At 58.3% G+C, this 17,367-nt stretch carries 10 protein-coding genes; 3 read left to right on the plus strand and 7 right to left on the minus strand.

Translation table 11 applies throughout. The features are described 5' to 3' along the window. Positions 1–5: 5 nt before the first annotated feature. From D3791_RS01475 to D3791_RS01485, 3 genes are read right to left on the minus strand one after another with little or no spacing between them, the layout of a single operon-like run. Entirely contained in the window at positions 6–1,157 is a 1,152-nt protein-coding gene (locus tag D3791_RS01475) for an alkaline phosphatase family protein (protein ID WP_246242260.1), read from the minus strand. A gap of 35 nt (positions 1,158–1,192) precedes the next feature. Further along, complete coding sequence (locus tag D3791_RS01480; protein ID WP_022876511.1) at positions 1,193–1,780, minus strand: DUF5998 family protein; 588 nt, start codon at positions 1,778–1,780, stop codon at positions 1,193–1,195. Between the two features lie 50 nt (positions 1,781–1,830). Next, on the minus strand, positions 1,831–4,491 hold the full coding sequence (locus tag D3791_RS01485) for a bifunctional acetate--CoA ligase family protein/GNAT family N-acetyltransferase (RefSeq protein ID WP_172511106.1): 2,661 nt from the start codon (positions 4,489–4,491) through the stop codon (positions 1,831–1,833). A 98-nt stretch (positions 4,492–4,589) separates the two neighbouring features. Between D3791_RS01485 and D3791_RS01490 the strand changes: the two genes are divergently transcribed. Then, the gene (locus tag D3791_RS01490) at positions 4,590–7,214 is read left to right on the plus strand and encodes a DNA gyrase/topoisomerase IV subunit A (RefSeq protein ID WP_172511107.1); all 2,625 of its coding nucleotides are present in this window, start codon (positions 4,590–4,592) and stop codon (positions 7,212–7,214) included. 63 nt (positions 7,215–7,277) lie between these two features. Here the strand turns inward: D3791_RS01490 and cydC are convergent, their stop codons facing one another. From cydC to D3791_RS01505, 3 genes are read right to left on the minus strand one after another with little or no spacing between them, the layout of a single operon-like run. Beyond that, complete coding sequence (gene cydC / locus D3791_RS01495; RefSeq protein ID WP_172511108.1) at positions 7,278–10,601, minus strand: thiol reductant ABC exporter subunit CydC; 3,324 nt, start codon at positions 10,599–10,601, stop codon at positions 7,278–7,280. 25 nt (positions 10,602–10,626) lie between these two features. Then, the gene (cydB, locus tag D3791_RS01500) at positions 10,627–11,652 is read right to left on the minus strand and encodes a cytochrome d ubiquinol oxidase subunit II (protein ID WP_172511109.1); all 1,026 of its coding nucleotides are present in this window, start codon (positions 11,650–11,652) and stop codon (positions 10,627–10,629) included. Between the two features lie 23 nt (positions 11,653–11,675). Continuing rightward, the gene (locus tag D3791_RS01505) at positions 11,676–13,277 is read right to left on the minus strand and encodes a cytochrome ubiquinol oxidase subunit I (RefSeq protein WP_061956667.1); all 1,602 of its coding nucleotides are present in this window, start codon (positions 13,275–13,277) and stop codon (positions 11,676–11,678) included. Between the two features lie 383 nt (positions 13,278–13,660). Here D3791_RS01505 and D3791_RS01510 point away from each other — a divergent pair, with 383 nt between their 5' ends. Together D3791_RS01510 and D3791_RS01515 are read left to right on the plus strand one after the other, a co-directional pair. After that, positions 13,661–14,032 carry a BlaI/MecI/CopY family transcriptional regulator gene (locus D3791_RS01510; RefSeq protein WP_022876517.1) on the plus strand — a complete coding sequence of 124 codons (372 nt, stop codon included), beginning with the start codon at positions 13,661–13,663 and terminating at the stop codon, positions 14,030–14,032. 23 nt (positions 14,033–14,055) lie between these two features. Next, positions 14,056–15,021, plus strand: a complete 966-nt coding sequence (locus tag D3791_RS01515) for a M56 family metallopeptidase (protein ID WP_022876518.1) — start codon at positions 14,056–14,058, stop codon at positions 15,019–15,021. Between the two features lie 78 nt (positions 15,022–15,099). Here D3791_RS01515 and D3791_RS01520 read toward each other — a convergent pair whose 3' ends face one another. Then, positions 15,100–17,208, minus strand: coding sequence for a DNA gyrase/topoisomerase IV subunit B (locus tag D3791_RS01520; RefSeq protein WP_022876519.1), 2,109 nt, complete (start codon positions 17,206–17,208; stop codon positions 15,100–15,102). Between the last annotated feature and the right edge of the window lie 159 nt (positions 17,209–17,367).

Genomic DNA, 17,367 nt, shown 5'->3' on the forward strand with positions numbered 1-17,367 from the left:
ATTTTCTAAGTAGTTCGATGCATCAGTAACGGTACGTACCGCTCCCCCGAAGTCAACGATCCATGTTGCCCGACCATGTCGAAGGCCATCGGGGCAACCCGGCGCCCATCATAAAAAGCAATGGACTCCGCGGCCAAAATCATCAGGTCGCCCAGCCGGGCTGCATGTTCAGGGATGATCGGCCCGAAATAGCCTCGTTCGATGGCTTCCTGGCGTGTCAGGACCCATGCCTTGGAGCCAAACTCCCTGTGCCACGCGCGCTTGACTTCCAGCCTGCCCGCTTCATTCGTTTCCGGCGCAAAGGTCAGCTGCACTCCACGAGGTTCCCCGCTGGTCAGCTCTACGCCTTCAATCAGTTCCGGATACTGGCTGTAGTCGATCCGCTGCGATTGCGGTACATCAACCATCCCGTGGTCGCCAGTGATCAGCACCGTGGTTTCCTCCGGCAGGCGGGACACCAGGTTTTTGATAACGTAATCGAGTTCTTCCAAAGTGTCGCGCCATTGGCTCGAATCGACACCGAATTTGTGTCCGGTCTTATCCAGCTCATTGAAGTAGGTGTAGACCAGTGCGCTGCGATGCGTTTCAAAGACGGTATGCGTTGCGCGTGCCCGGGCCATCGGCTGATTCGCCGCGACGAACTTCGGCCCGCGCAAGGAAGCGCGAGTTAGTGCGGACTTTGCGAACATTGGAATGGAAACCGTGGCGACATGTATCCCATGCTCAGCCACCTTTTCGAATACCGTCGGGCGGGTTTGCCATGCCTCGGGATTCAGATCACCGGGCCAGCCGCCGAGCTGATTGACCACTCGACGTCGTGCCGGATCGATCACGTCGTATCCGAGCATTCCGTGTTCTCCCGGAGTGACACCGGTGGCGAGGCTGCTCAGCGACGTTGCCGTAGTCGAAGGGAACCCTGTTCCGATCTTGCGACCCACGGCAAAGAGCGAACGCAAATATGGAGCATGGCCAACATGGCTCTTGAGCTGGTTCCACCCCAGTCCGTCCACCATGACCACAACTACGCGCTTGGTCGGCTTGAATCCGAGGGCATTGTCATACCCCGGGACGCCTAGCGCGGCTGCTGCGGAAGGAAGGATCTCCGATAGTGTCGCCTCGCCATACTGCGGCGCGTCAGGGATTTTTTGCTCTGGCACGGGCAGTGCAGTTTCATTCAGCGACTCGTTCATGCTCAAGCGATCGTTGCCAAACGTAGTCGTACCGCGAATTCTCGGGCCTTGTTCACTGCGCGCTGGCCGTCTGCTTCGGCGCTGACCCGGATCACGAGGTCCTCTGGCTGGGACGTGCCGTTGAGTCCATGGTCGGCGTCGCACTGGGGATCACCGCAGGCCGCTGGTGCCAGGTCGATGCGCTTGGTGCCACCCCAGGACATGCCGAAGGTCAATTCCTTCACCGCGTCAGCCGACGAATAGTGCTGCGGCTGGTGGTACACATAACTCGTTGCTACCGACGCGATGCGCGAAAGTGCAATCATTTCGACGGATACTTGCGCCATGACATCCTTGCCATGGTCATCAAGCTGCTGGTCATCGACGTGCAGGATGAAAAGCACTTTTTCGCTCTTCACCATGACCGTAATATGGCGATGCACTTCGGTGTGGTCGAAATGAGTTTCCAGGTGTACATAGTGGTCAAGTACTGGCTGCCCGGCCATGGCCTCAGCAAGGACGTCCTGGACCATCTGCGGGTAGAAGCCCGCCCGTACCAGATCGTCGAGAAGCTCAGCGCCTGGAGCAGTCGAATATGTTGGAGAACTCATAGGTCAAGTCTACTCAGTAGCTCCGGCCAATTCACGTTTTGCGCCTCGGCTCAGCTCCTCAAGGCTCGCCGGACACTGTCGGTGCGCTGCTCAGCATTGCTGATCTGGATATTGACCGAGAGAACGCTCAATGAATCAGCCGCGACGGAAATCGGAGCGAATTTCGCGACAGTGACCTCGGGATGGTTGTCCTTGAACAGCGACACCCTGGTGATGAAGTCTTTCAAGGCGTTAAGATCCACTGCGGCAAGTCCTTGATACCCCAACAGGCGAACGCTGCTTCGCGGACGGCGAATCAGCTGTTCCAAATCATACGTGGACAGCGGCGCGACCCCGTGGGCCCAATCGTCCAACAAATTCACCGGGTCACCACTGAGACCGAACGAAATAACCGGTCCCAGGAGTGGATCTTCTACGGCTTTGAGCACGCACGCTTGGCCAGCCGGGGCCATGCTTTGAACTTCCAGGGCATCAACACCATAGGTCTGCATCAGCATCTTCATATGGGTGAAGTTGGCTTCCAGGCTCGTCCGGTCCGGAATGCTCAACCGGACGCCGCCGAGATCCAATCTTTGGCGCAGGTCTGGATCATTGGCTTTGAGCGCGACAGGCCAGCCCAGTTCATCGGCTGCTTCCACGGCTTCTTCCACGGTATTGACGACTCGTGATCCGTAGATCTGGATCCCATAGAAGCCCAGCAGCTTTTGTGCCTGCGCTTCGGACAGTTCCAACAGGTTGGATCCCGAAACCGTAGCCACCAGTTCCGCAAGGTATTCGGCAGCTCCGTCGGCATCGATGCCCGCCGGGTCTTCGATGCCTTCGTAGGGAACATCAACCCACTGCTGGTAGCCGTAGGCTTTGGCCAAAGCCCCGATGGCGGTGGTCGGCGAGGTATAAAGCGGGACTCCTTGCTTTACGCCGCCGGTGATATCGGAATCCGACAGACCGGGAACCAAGGTCACAACCGGCTTGGATTGGTCGAGGAATTCACGGGCGACCTTGAGAACCGCTGAAGTCTCTAGTCCGGAATACGGCAGATGCGCCAGCAGCACCGTGTGGACTTCTGGATCGTCGACCAGTTCCTGGAGCCGGCTCCGAAGCATTGGGATGGTTCGCGACTGCCCGACACTGTAGTCGAGTTCTTCGCCGTGGATCGCTGTATTGAGATTTCGGTCTTCCGCCACGTCGCAGACGACTTCGGCGATCGTCAGCGAATTGGAGATGATCGCGACATTTGGTCCTTGCGGCGGCGGGAAGACCGAAAGCAGCGACGTAACATCCAAGAGTTCTTCGGATGAACGTACGCGAATGACTCCAGATTGACGCAAGATCGCATTCATAGCGCCCGCCGGAGCCTGGCCGACGCGAACCGAGTGGCCTGGGGGCAGGCGTCGGCCCATGACATCGGTTTTGGCCACGACAACGGGCTTGCGACGCGCCAGCCTGCGGGCGATGCGCGCGAATTTACGCGGATTACCAAAGGACTCCAAGTACATGGCCACAACGTCCGTACGCGGATCATCCTCGAAAAATTGCATGGCGTCATTGCCCGATACATCGGCGCGCAGCCCAGCGGAAATCGCGCTGCTCACCCCAACGCCTTGCTGGATGCCAACGCCCTGGAGAATCATTCCCATGGCTGCCGATTGGCTGAAGAACCCGACGTTGCCGGGCTTAGATGCTCCGGTGCTCCCAGAGATATGCAGATTTACTTCCGGATCGGTGTTGATCAGCCCGAGCGAGGCAGGGCCGAGAACGCGCATCCCGTTGGCCCGGGCCAACGCGACGAGCTCTCGCTGGGCGCTCAGCCCTTGGGCGGACTCGTACCCGGCTGTCATAATGACCAGGGCTTTCACCCCATGTTTTGCGCAGTCCTTGATTGCTTCGAGGATTCCCGCGCGGGGGATGCATAACACCGCCACGTCCACTGGGCCCGGCAGTTCGGTGACCTTGCCGTAGGCGACCATGCCGCCAACTTCCAGCGCCGCATCGTTGACCGCGTAGACGGTGCCGGTGTACCCGGACTCGACAATACGCTCGAGAACATCGTGGCCTAGTTTTCCCCAGGTGCGGCTGGCGCCAATTACGGCGATGGACTGCGGTGATAATAGGCCGGCGACACTGCTCGCTTCGGCTCGGTGTTCCCGGGATTCGGTGACTTCGCGCGATTTGTCGGTGGGGTTGATGGAGAATTCCAGCATCACTACGCCGTCTTCGAAGTGCCTGGCCACTGCGTAGCCGGCGTCCGAGAAAACGGTGAGCATTTTGCGGTTTTCCGGTAGCACCTCCGCGGAGAATTTCTCGATGCCGTTCTCGCGGGCGGCGGCGGCCAGATGCTCAAGCAAAATGGATCCGATCCCCGTGCCCTGGTATTCGTCGGAGACGTTGAAGGCGACTTCCGCTTCCTGCGGATCGTCAAGGCGGTCATAGCGTCCAACGCCGATGATTTTTGATCCGCGCACCACGGTGAAAGCGACCCGATTCACATGATCAACGTTCGTGAACCGTTCGAGCTCTTTAGGGGTCAGCGAGGACTTGTACGTAAAATAGCGTAGGTAGACCGAGGTTTCAGATTGATGCTTGTGCATCTCCTGCAGGGCTTGCGCGTCCATCGGGGTGATGGGCCGCAAATGTGCCGTTGTCCCGTCGCGAAGCACAACATCAGCTTCCCAATGCGCCGGATATGCCGCCGAAAGTTTACGATCCACCATAGGCTTAGGATAGTCGCGACCTTGGTGATGTGCCCAGACGCAACACGAAGTATCGACAGCTCCGGCCGCACGACAGCAGATGAAGGACAAAGAGAGTAATGGCTCGAAAGAAGTCTGAAGAGATTCCAGAGGATTTCATTGAAAACATCGTCGACATCGACGTCACCAATGAAATGGAATCCTCCTTCTTGGAGTACGCCTACTCCGTCATCTATTCACGCGCGCTTCCTGATGCCCGCGACGGGCTGAAGCCGGTCCAGCGTCGAATTCTTTTCCAGATGTCCCAGATGGGCTTGCGCCCCGAGAAGGGGCACGTGAAGTCTGCGCGCGTGGTCGGCGAAGTCATGGGTAAATTGCACCCGCATGGCGATGCCGCGATTTATGATGCGATGGTCCGCCTGGCCCAGGATTTCTCGCTGCGTCTGCCGTTGATCGATGGCCATGGCAACTTCGGTTCCCTTGACGATGGGCCAGCTGCGCCTCGTTATACCGAGGCTCGCCTGGCGGCATCGGCCGTAGCAATGACCGCGAACCTGGATGAAGATGTCGTCAACTTCATTCCGAACTACGACAACCAGTTCATGCAGCCAGAAGTGCTCCCGGCCGCCTTCCCGAACTTGCTGGTTAACGGAACCACCGGCATTGCCGTGGGCATGGCCACCAATATGGCACCTCACAACCTCGGCGAAGTCATCGCAGCCTCGCGCCACCTATTGCTGGAGCCTGAAGCAACCGTCGAAGAACTGATGAAGTTCATCCCCGGACCCGACCTGCCCTCCGGCGGCAGCATCATCGGCCTCGATGGCGTGAAAGATGCATACCGCACCGGGCGCGGCCTATTCCGTACCCGGGCGACGGTGGCGCTGGAGAAAATCTCGGCACGCAAGTCCGCCCTGGTCGTCACCGAGCTTCCATACACTGTGGGGCCGGAGAAGGTCATCGAAAAGATCAAGGACGGTGTCAACAACAAGAAGATCGTCGGGATCTCCGATGTTGTCGATCTCACCGATCGCCATCATGGCTTGAAACTGGTCATTGAGCTGAAGAATGGTTTCAACCCCAACGCCGTGCTGGCCAGCCTTTACAAGTACACCCCGATGGAAGATTCCTTCGGCATCAACAACGTTGCCTTGGTTAACGGGCAGCCGCGGACCATGGGACTGCGTGAACTGCTCACCGTCTACGTCGACCATCGGATCGACGTTGTACGCCGACGGACCGTTCACCGCTTGGCCAAGCGTGAAGACCGGTTGCACCTGGTCGAGGGCCTGCTGATCGCCATCGTCGATATCGACGATGTCATCGCGATCATCCGCTCTTCCGAACAGACCAACGAGGCGCGCCAGCGCCTGATGACCGTCTTCGACTTGAGCGAACCGCAAGCCAACCACATCCTGGAACTGCGCCTGCGCCAGTTGACCAAGTATTCAAAGCTTGAATTGGAAACCGAAGCAGAACAGCTGCGCGAGGAAATCGAGAAGCTGCGCGCCATTTTGGAGTCGGATCAGCTGTTGCGTTCTGTCGTCTCCGACGAGCTGGAAGAGATGGCCGAGACCTTCGGCACTCCGCGACGCACCAAACTGCTCAAGTCCGCGCAGCTCGCCCCGCTCAAGGGCACCGCGCTGCCCGAAGCGGTAGGCAGCGGCAAGCAGGCCAAGCTAACCATGGAGATCTCCGATAGCGCCTGCTGGGCTTTGCTCTCTGCCACCGGCCAGATCGCGCGGACCCACGACCGCACGGACTTGGACTTCTCTTCGGCTCGCATCAAACATGACGTGCTGCTCTCCCAAGTGCCTTCCACGGCCCGCGGTGAGATCGGCGCGCTGACCAGCACCGGCCGGATCATCCGCATCTCCCTGATCGATGTACCGGTGCTACCCGAGTCCCATGGATTCCCGCAGCTGGCGCAGGGCGTGCCGGTCGCTGAATTCTTGAAGCTGCCAAAGAACGAATCGGTGATCGCGCTGGTTCCGCTGAACGCGGTCCTGGCCATCGGCACCCGCAATGGCGTAGTCAAGCGGGTGACTCCCGAGTACCCGCTGAATCGCGATGAGTTCGAGGCGATTACCCTCAAGGATGACGACGTCGTGGTGGCTGCCAGTGTGGCCGGCGAGGATGACGAATTGGTCTTCCTCACCCGTGGCGCTCAGCTGCTGCGGTTCCCGGCCTCGGCAGTACGGCCTCAAGGACGCACCGGTCGCGGCATGGCGGGCATCAAGCTTGGCGCCGATGACCACGTCATCTTCTTCGGCGTCGTTCCGGCGACCGCAGGCAATGCCGTGGTTGCAACGATCGCGGCTGGTTCGCAGACCTTGCCGGGAACTTCTGGCCAGTCGGTGAAGCTGACTGATTTTGCGGAATTCCCCGCCAAGGGCCGTGCCACAGCCGGTGTACGCGCACATCGCTTCGTCAAGGGCGAAGACCACTTGCAACTTGCCTACGCCGGACAGGGGCCAGCACGAGCCAGCTCCACAGCCGGTGTGGTCAGGGCTCTGCCAACGGAATTCGGCAAGCGTGACGGCTCTGGTGCGCCATTGGCCCAGTCCATCAATATCCTGGGCGGCTCGTTGAGCGCGAGCCGGATTTCAGCCACAGCTGAAGAGGCTGGATCGGAACTTGAGCCGGATCAGGCCCCGGTTCAGGAGGAACGCCCGAAGGCGGCTCCAGCATTCAATCCGGGCGAGGATACCCTGCCCTTTGATGATGGAGGAGTCATCCTCTAGATTTCAGGGCTCCTGAAATTCAAAGGTGCTGTTGCGGATCAGGTGATCCGCAACAGCACCTTACTATTTGCTTCCAGCGCCTACTGCAGCGCCCAGGTCGATACGCCCGTCGCACTCCCCCGCCAATTTCTCATCGTGGGTAATGAGCACCACGGTGCGCGAAGCCAGCGCAGTGCGCAGCGACGCCATCAGCTCGCCAGCTTCATCTACTCCCAGATGCGCTGTGGGCTCATCGAGCAGTACCACTTGATGTCCGCCGAGAATCGCCCTGGCGACTGCCAACTTGCAGCGTTGGCCGCCTGAGAGGTTGTGGCCTCCGGATCCGATTCTCGTATCGAGTCCCTGGGTCTGCTGTCCGTACCAGGTTGAGAGGCCAACGTGCTCAAGAACCTCGATCAGCGCTCCGTCGCTGCGTTGCTCGCCTTCGGGCACGCCGAGCATGAGGTTGCGGCGTATCGAGGAATCAAACAGGTGGGCTTCCTGTGGGCACCAGGCCACCGAATTCGCCTCGGCATTCGCTAGCGGGTGAAGTTTCCCCTCGCCATCGAGAACTCGGAGATTGCCGGTGCGTGCTGGCAGGGCACCGAGCAGAGCCGTGAGCAGCGTTGATTTTCCGGATCCGGAAGGGCCGACGATGGCGGTCCACTGGTTTTTCGGAATCCTTGCGCTCAGCTTGTCGATGACGTTGGGACCTTGCCCATATCCGAGGCTTACTTCCTCCAGCTCAAAACCAACGGCTGCGATGGCCCCGCTCGGCGTGCCGGCATGTTCGTGACCTTGCCGGTTCTCGCTGGCCAAGCCATGGCGTTCGAGTTGTTCAGTGAGTTGCCTCAATGCTTGCCCCTGCTGCACTGCCAGCAAGGCTCCACTGGCGCTGTCCCCCAAGGCCAGGCTGAGCAATACCGCCAATGCGGTCAACGAAGCGGAACTTTCGGATACCGAGGTCATCACTATGGCCATGAGCACGCTGAGCAGGACGGCGAGCGCAGAGGCGCTGCCTTGGCCCAGTGCGTGGTGACGAGCATCCTTGGTGTTTTCTTCTTCTGCTCTGCGCATCGACGCAATCGCCGGCTTCAGGGATTCGTTGATTCGCAATGCGGATTTGTGCCGCAGGATCCCGAGGATGGATTGGTTCATGGACATTCGATGGCCCAGCTGCCGCACCAGATGTTGCCCCTCGATGCGCTGGACCAGCCAGCGGATGGGTCCTGCAAGCATCAATCCTGCGACCAGGGCGGTCCAACCGAATTCCGGCTGAATCAGGAACAAGGCAATTATGGCCAGAACCCACAGTACGGTTGCCGACAGCGGCGGGAAGACCACTCGTGCGAGTTGATCGCGTAGTTCATCCACTTCGGCCAGCAAGAACCGCAGGACTACCGAGGATCGACTGAACAGGCCCCAGCGGGCTGGATCTGCAACCATGGCATTCCATATTTTTTCGCGAAGGTTTCCCGCGTATTCGAGGACTGCATCATGGATGGCCAGCTGTTCAAGATAACGGAAGGCAGCTCGTCCGATGCCCAGCGCACGCACCATGACGAATGCGACGCTCAAGTGGAGGATGGGTGGCTGGTAGCTGGCTTCGACAATTAGCCAGCCGCTGAGCGCGGCCAAGGCGACTGCGCACAGTACGCTGGCGGTCCCCCACCCGATGGCTTTCGGCGCGCTGCGATAGCGCTTGAGCAATTCGCTTCGGGGGTTGAAGCGGTGTCCGCTCATTTCACCCTCAGGTGCGCCTGTCCCGCGGTGTGGATTATCCTCGTCAAGCTCGGGATCCGGGGTTGGCACCTTCGATTGGCCCCGAGCCTCAGCGTGGTTGCTTGGTGCGTTGTTGAGCAATGGGTCATGGCTGGCGACAAGCACAGCGCAGTGTTCCGGGAGCTCGCGCAGCAGCTGGCGCACAACTGCGGCATTTCGGTCATCCAGGTGCGCTGTTGGCTCATCCGCGAGTAGCAGGGTGCAGTTGGGGTCGCTGTGCATGCGCAGCACTGCACGCAGTACCTCTAGTCGACGCAGTTCGCCTGGCGAATATTCGGCTATCTCATGTTCGAGCATTTGTCGCATCGAAAGGCGCTCCGCCAGCGCTGCGATCAGTTCGGGGTCGGCCCCGGGCACGTCCTGGTCTAGTTGCTCCCGCCCGGTCTCGGCATCAAATCGCGGATGCTGGCTGATCATGGCCATTGATCCGGAAGTCCGGATACTACCGTGGACTAGCTCTGGATTAAACTCGTTATTGCTGCTCTGGGCTTCGGCAATGATCGTTAGCAGGGTTGTCTTTCCCGACCCGCTCGCGGTTGCGAGGACTTGCCGTTCCCCCGCGCCCAGGCTGAGGTTGAAGTCCTGGTAAATTGGTTCGTCCTCGCCGTAGCGAACACTGAGATCCTCAATTTCCAGAATATGCATAGCCGGCTTGTGGGTGGTTACGTTCAAGGCAATGCTTGGCACGTCAGCGGTTATCTTCTGGTAACGCTGGTAGGCTGCGAGACCGTCGTCTGCCGAGTGATAGGCCGATCCCACCTCGCGAAGGGCGGAGAATAGCTCGGGCGCCAAGATGAGAATTGTCAGTCCCGCGGACAGCTCCATGGAGCCATGGACCAGCCTGACCCCGATGAAGACGGCCAGCACCGCGACTGACAGAGTCGAAATGAGTTCCAGCCAGAAGCTCGACATGAAAACCGTCTTCAGATTGGCCATGGTGGCCGAACGATATTTCGCGCCGACTTGCGCGATGGCATTGCCCTGCTGACGCGCCCGGCCAAGTCCCAGAAGCGCCGGCAGGCCTTGAGCCAGTTCATAGAGCTGGTTGGCCAGCCGGTCAAGCGATGACTGCGTTTCCTTCAGTGTCTCCTGCGTATGCATTCCGATGAGGGCCATGAACACCGGCACCAAGGGAACGGTCAGGAGCAGGATGACCGCGCTGACCCAATCCAGCTGCAGGATGTACAGGCCTAGGAGTAGCGGAATAGCGACGGCACCGATCAGCGCAGGGATAAATTTCGTGAAGTAGTCATCCAGCTTCTCAAGTCCGTGGCTGGCTAGGGTGGCGACCACAGGAATCGGATTTTGAGTGGCTGGAGCGATCGTTGGACGTGATGCCTCGGTTTGGAGCAGCTGCAGCCGCATGCGTTCTTTGGCTCCCAACCCCATGCGCCGGGCTCCAGCGTTGAGTCCCCAGGCAGCGAGAGCACGTAATAGGGCTCCGGCTCCTGCTAGGTACAACAACTGTGGCTCGTTTTCTGCGCTGGCGGCCATGTTGGCAATCCAGGTCCCCAGAGCGTAGGCGACAAGCACCAGCCCCAAGACCTTGAACACTGAAAAGCACGTCAGTACCGCGAATTGGCGTGGCGTGATCAGGTCTTTGGGGAGGAATCTTGGGGCTGGCATGCTTCGACTTTCGGGTCCGGTTCGTTTACTTGACGATTGATGTCACGCGATGGGTTTCGGGAATGTGCTCCTCGCGCAGCCGCTTGCGAAATACCCAGTAGCTCCACGCTTGGTAGGCCAGCACCAATGGAACACCAAAGGCAGCCACGATGCTCATGAGTTTCAGCGTGTATGGAGTGCTGGAAGCCGTTTCAACTGTCAGGTTGAAGGCAGGATCGAGTGTCGAGGGCAAAACCACGGGGAAAGCAGCGATGAAAATGGCTGCGACCGCTGCGACGAGCATGATTCCCAGAGCGATGAAGGAGATTCCCTCTTTTCCGGCTCTGCCCATAATGATTGCTGCGACCAGTGCTGCCAGCGAAAGTGCCAGGCTCACCCAGGACAGTGCCGAATCGTTGTTGATGATCACCCAGAGGGCCCAGACCATCATCGGCAGTACGGCCACCGGCAACCATCGGCCGACGAGTTTCCCTGCTTCTTCACGGACGGGCCCATCGGTCTTCAGCCGCAGGAAGGCGAGCGCGTGGATCCAGCAGAATGCCACCACTGCTACTCCGCCTAGTACTGCGTGCCAGGTAAGCCAGGCGAAGGCGCCACCAATGCGGTCGCCGTTCTCATTCAGCGGCAGGCCAATGGTTGTCGATGCCAGCATGGCTCCTACGCCAAAGGCGGCGACCAGAGAGCCTAGGCCGAGAGCCAGGTCCCAAGCTTTTCGAGTGGGCGCGGTGACTGCTTTGCCCCGGTATTCGATTGCTACCGCTCGGAAGATCAACGCGAGCAGCACGATGGTCAGTGGGATGTAGAGCGCTGAGAAGAGCGAAGCGTACCAATGCGGGAAGGCGGCGAAGGTTGCGCCGCCAGCGGTCAGCAACCATACTTCGTTGCCGTCCCACACCGGGCCAATGGTGTTCAGCAGTAACCGCTTGCGCCTTTCGGTGTTGCGTCCGAGGCCAATGAGCATGCCTACGCCAAGGTCAAAGCCCTCCAAGAAGAGGTAGCCGCACCAGAGTACTGCGATGACAATGAACCAAAGTGTTGGTAGCCATTCCATGGTTTTCTCCTTAGTTCCTGGGTCTAGTAGGCGAACGCCAAGACGTCATCGTCGTCGTTGTCATCGGGTTGTCTTGTGCTCGTGTCGTGGGGCTGATGCTCGGATTCAAGTTCCGGCATTGCCGAGGCCACGCCTCCGCGGACATAGCGGAACAAGAGCACCAGTTCTACGACGAGCAGTACTGCGTAAATGGAAGTCAGAGCAATCAGCGAGAATAGGAGCTCCCCCGCGCTCACCGTGGGTGAGACAGAGGCCGCGGTGTACATGAATACCTGGTCCACCCCGCCCATTTGAGGGTTGGGAGCTACGGTGAAGGGCTGGCGACCCATTTCAGTGAAGATCCAGCCGGTGGCGTTGGCACCGAACGGCGCTGCGATTCCTAGTACAGCGAGACGCGAGATCCACTTGTTATCCGGAACGGTTCCCTTGCGGGTAATCCACAATGCAATGGCCGCGGCAACTGCAGAGAGCCCACCGAAGGTGATCATCAGACGGAATCCCCAGTAGGTCACTTCCATGACCGGCAGGTAGTCGATTTCTTGGCCGGCGTAGGGGCCGAAGGATTCATCTTGCGGATAGTACTTTCCGTACTTTTCCTGGTATTCGGGAATCAGCGTGTTGACGCCCTTGATTTCCGTTGTGAAGTTTCCGTTGGCTAGGAAGGAAAGAATTCCCGGAACTTCGAATACGGCAACTACGTCATCGCAGTTGGTGGATCCATTGGCCGTGATGTCGCCCAGCGACAGCACCGAGAAGCCGGTTCCATCATGGCAGGCAGCTTCCGCCGAGGCCATTTTCATGGGTTGCTGTTCGAACATGAGCTTGGCTTGCTCGTGGCCAGTGAGAGCTACGCCGAGGAAGGCGACGACGGCAATGCTTGCACCGATTCGAAGGGATTTGATCCATACGTGGTAATCCGTTTTGTCTCGGTTCTTGCCTCGGCTCAAATCCTCGCCGATGATCACGCGACCGTCAGCATCTACGGTGTCAATGCCTTCTTTGCGCCGGCGATAAAGGTGGAACCATGAGATACCCAATAGGAATCCGCCGGCTACGGCAAAAGCCCCGAAGAGCGTGTGCGGGAACGTGATCAGCGCCGTGTTGTTGGTGAAGACAGCCCATGCGTCGGTCATCACGGCGCGTCCATCAACGATCTTGGTTCCTACTGGGTGCTGCATCCAGGAATTAGCGACGAGAATGAAGTACGCCGAGAGCATTGTGGCCAGAGACGCGCACCAAATGGTTGCCAAGTGCAGTCGTTTTGGCAATTTCTTCCAGCCGAAGATCCACAGTCCTAGGAAGGTGGACTCTACGAAGAATGCGAGCAGAGCTTCCATCGCCAGAGGTGCTCCGAAAACGTCGCCAACGTAGCGGCTGTATTCACTCCAGGCCATGCCGAACTGGAATTCCTGAACGATGCCAGTAGCGACGCCCATGATGAAGTTGATCAGGAAGAGCTTGCCCCAGAATTTCGTCATGCGCAGCCAGTGCTCGTTACCCGTGCGATGCCAAATGGTTTGCAACACAGCAACTGTTAGTCCCAGCCCGATGGTCAGCGGGACCATTAGGAAGTGATAAACCGTGGTTATGCCGAACTGCCAGCGGGCAATTTCTAGTGCATCCATTGAATCCTCAATTTGTCGCGTGTTGAGATCTTCCACGACTTTTCTACGAATCGTAGAAATGCCGTCAAATATCACCATAGACGATTTCGACAGGTTGTAGAAGTCGGAAACCCGAGATTCAACCCACACTATAAAAACCACCTGACACACAGAGCGATGACTGCAAATCTTGAGGACATTCACAGCCTCAAAACCCTTGCCCGCACGCATCATCTCCTCGATATCACCCCTGCAACTCAGCGCTCCGGACACGAATGCCTCACACTTTTACATGTCGTAGAAATATTGATCAAAACTCGCTACAATTGGTGTTTCAAGCAGTGTGCCGAAGTCCCAGACCCAGGCATGCGGCGAAAGAACTAAAGCAAATGAGGTAAGACCTAGTGGCCAGCCTTGGCGATCTGGAACGTTCCGTCATGGATCTGCTGTGGGATTCCGCAGAACCGCTCACCGCGAATGACCTTCGCGATGATCTCGCGGCACTTGGCACCGATGCGAAAGAACTCGCAGTAACCACGGTGCTGACCGTGCTTGCACGCCTGGAAAAGAAGGGGCTAGTTGAGCGCGAACGCTCAAGCCGCCCTCATCGCTACGCCGCTTCCTCCTCGCGCGAGGACCACACCGTGGGTCTTCTCAATGAGGCGCTGGGCACAGCCCAGGACCGCGAAGCAGTTCTCGCTCGATTCATCGGCGGCATTTCAGCAGATGAAGCAGCTTCCCTGCGTGCTATCTTGGACTCTGTAAAGTCCGCATAAATTATTCAAACTTCGGGGACTGAGTGCTTCTCACCTCATACTTCCTAGCGGCGTTGGCCATCGCATTAGCGTGGCCGACGCCGTTGGCCTTATCTAAAGCCAAATGGACCACTCGCGCGCCGGTCCAAGCTGTTCTCCTCTGGCAAGCCATCGCACTCGGCGGTGGCCTATCCATGATTGGATCCATGCTGGTTTGGGGACTGACACCGCTTGGCGATGATCTCATCTCAGCCTTGCACGGTGGTTGGCGGCTGCTCACCGGCGACCCGACCGTCCGCTATCCAGGCGTCGTCCACCTCTTCGCCCTGAGCACGGCACTGCTCTTCGGATTCCATTTGGTTCTAACCCTGATACGCGCTGCCTGGCGAACCTCGAGGCAACGGGCTAAACATAGGCAGCTGCTTCGGCTGCTCAGTAACCCATCACAAACGCGCCCGAACACTCTCGTCATTGACCACGATATGCCCGTCGCATATTGCGTCCCCGGAATCTCCCAATCAGTGACTGTTCTTTCTCGAGGGTTGATCACCCAGCTCACTGCCGAGGAACAACAGGCAGTGATTTCTCACGAACGATCGCATCTGGATCAACGCCATGATCTGTTGATCCTGGCGTTCACTGCCTGGAATGAAGCGCTGCCGTGGTTGCCCACGTCAAAGCTGTCACTTGAAGCAGTGCGGCAGCTGATTGAAATGCTCGCCGACGATAAAGCCCTAGAGCGCGTGAACCGCCAAACGCTGTTGAAAGCCATAATTACTGTCGCCACCGCGGCCGCGGACTTCGACGAAATATCCCCCAAGCCGAACTCATCGAATGCCGAATTAGTAGGCATGCCTGGCGGAGAAGTTTCATCCCGGCGCCTCCAACGGCTTTTGACCCCGGTTGCCCCGTTGAGGCGCGGGCCGCGCTACCTCGTCCTGGCCTGCACCATCTTATTGCTGGTTTGCCCGACCGTGCTTTTAATTGCTCCTCGTCTGCTGACCTGGTGAACCACAGTAGTCTTCAGCAAATAAAAAAAGAAGTCGTTGGCCAGGGAAAGCCCGGGCCAACGACTTCACATTTAACGATTACACATCGATGCGATCGCGTTCCAAATCATCTGCTCCATCAATGATGAACTTCTTTCGCGGAGCTACATCAGATCCCATCAGCAGGTCGAAAACTTCCTCAGCCGCCTGGGCATGTTCAATACCGACACGGCGCAGCATGCGATGGCGTTGGTCCATGGTCGTTTCAGCCAGCTGGTCGGCATCCATCTCTCCGAGCCCCTTGTAGCGCTGGATCGGTTCCTTGTAACGTTTGCCATCCTTCTCCAGCTGGGCGAGCAACTTGTTCATCTCAGCTTCCGAATAGGTATAGACCACTTCATTCTGCTTCGAGCCTGGATTGATGACTTCGATACGGTGCAGCGGCGGAACCGCAGCATAAACTCTGCCATGCTCGATCATCGGCCGCATGTAGCGGTAGAAGAGCGTGAGCAAGAGCGTGCGGATGTGCGCGCCATCCACGTCCGCATCGGTCATGAGAATAATTTTCCCGTACCTGGCTTGCTCAATGTCGAAGCTTCGGCCGGAGCCTGCGCCGATAACCTGGATCATCGCGGCGCATTCAGCGTTGGAGAGCATGTCCGAGATGGATGCCTTCTGAACGTTGAGAATCTTGCCTCGGATCGGCAGCAAGGCCTGGTACTCGCTGGAACGAGCCAGACGCGCGGTGCCCAAGGCGCTGTCACCCTCGACAATGAACAGTTCAGACTTTCCGACTTCCTTGCTTCTGCAGTCCAACAGCTTTGTCGGCAACGTCGAGGATTCCAAGGCCGTTTTACGGCGCTGGGTTTCCTTGTGCATACGGGCCGAAACACGAGACTTCATCTCGTTTACGACCTTCTCCAGCAACGTAGAGGCCTCGGCTTTTTCAGCGCGCTTGTTCGATCCCAGACGATCATTGAGCGCCTTTTCGACAACCTTGGAGACAATCTGGCGCACCTGCGGGGTACCCAAAATCTCCTTGGTCTGTCCTTCGAACTGCGGTTCGGCAAGACGCACCGTCAGCACTGCTGTCATGCCGGCGAGTACGTCGTCCTTTTCGATCTTGTCTTTTTGGCCGAATTTCAGCTTGCGAGCATTCGCCTCGATATTCTTGCGGAACGACTTGAGCAAGGCCTGCTCGAATCCAGCGCTATGCGTACCGCCCTTGGGGGTAGCAATGATGTTGACGAAACTCCGCAACGAGGTGTCGTAGCCGATCCCCCAGCGCAACGCGACGTCGACTTCGCACACGCGCTGAACATCTTCGATATGGCTACGGCCCTTGTCATCGATGACAGGAACCTTCTCATGGAAGGAGCCACTGCCCTGGAAACGCCAGATATCGGTGACCGGCGAGTCGCTGGAGAGGTAATCCACGAACTCGCTGATGCCGCCATCGTGCTGGAAGATCTCTTCGTGCGGACCATCAGCACCGGGGGTATCCGGAAGGCCACGTTCGTCGCGAAGTGTGATCCGCAGGCCCGGCACCAGGAATGAAGTCTGCCGCGCCCGATCCTGCAGATCCTTGTATGAGAACTTCGCGTCAGGGGTGAAGATGTGGTTATCTGCCCAGTACCGAATGCGGGTACCGGTAACACCGCGCTTCGCCTTGCCAATGATTTCCGGAGACGTGGCGGACTCATGAGGAGTGAAGGTGGCTTCGGCTTTTTTCCGCCCCTTGTCGGCAAACTTTCCGGGCTCGCCACGACGGAACTGCATGCCGTAGGTCTTGCCTCCGCGATCGACTTCTACGTCGAGTCGCGCGGACAGGGCGTTCACAACCGATGCGCCAACGCCGTGAAGGCCGCCAGAGGCGCTGTAGGATCCGCCGCCGAATTTGCCGCCGGCATGGAGTTTGGTGAAGACGACTTCCAAACCGCTCAAGCCCGTTTTCGGTTCAACATCAACGGGAATACCGCGGCCATCGTCCTGGACTTCGACAGAGCCGTCGGCATGCAGCACGACGCCAATTGCCTGGCCGAATCCACCCAACGCTTCGTCAACTGAGTTGTCGATGATTTCCCAGAGGCAGTGCATAAGGCCTCGGGAGTCCGTGGAGCCGATGTACATGCCGGGACGTTTGCGCACCGCTTCCAGTCCTTCAAGGACAGAGAGGTGTCTTGCGTTGTAATTGTCGGATGAAGCCACTGGGCCTTTGTCTCCTACCTACATAAGAAAGAACGTCGTGAGTACTATTCTAATCGTTAATGTGTTCGAATATTGGCCATTTTCCGCTGTCTAGGCGCGGTTTTGATTGCTATGACCTTATCCACATCTACTACGCGGTGAGCGAAAGACACCCGTTTT

The organism is Glutamicibacter mishrai, from assembly GCF_012221945.1.
GTDB classification, from domain to species: Bacteria; Actinomycetota; Actinomycetes; order Actinomycetales; family Micrococcaceae; genus Glutamicibacter; species Glutamicibacter mishrai.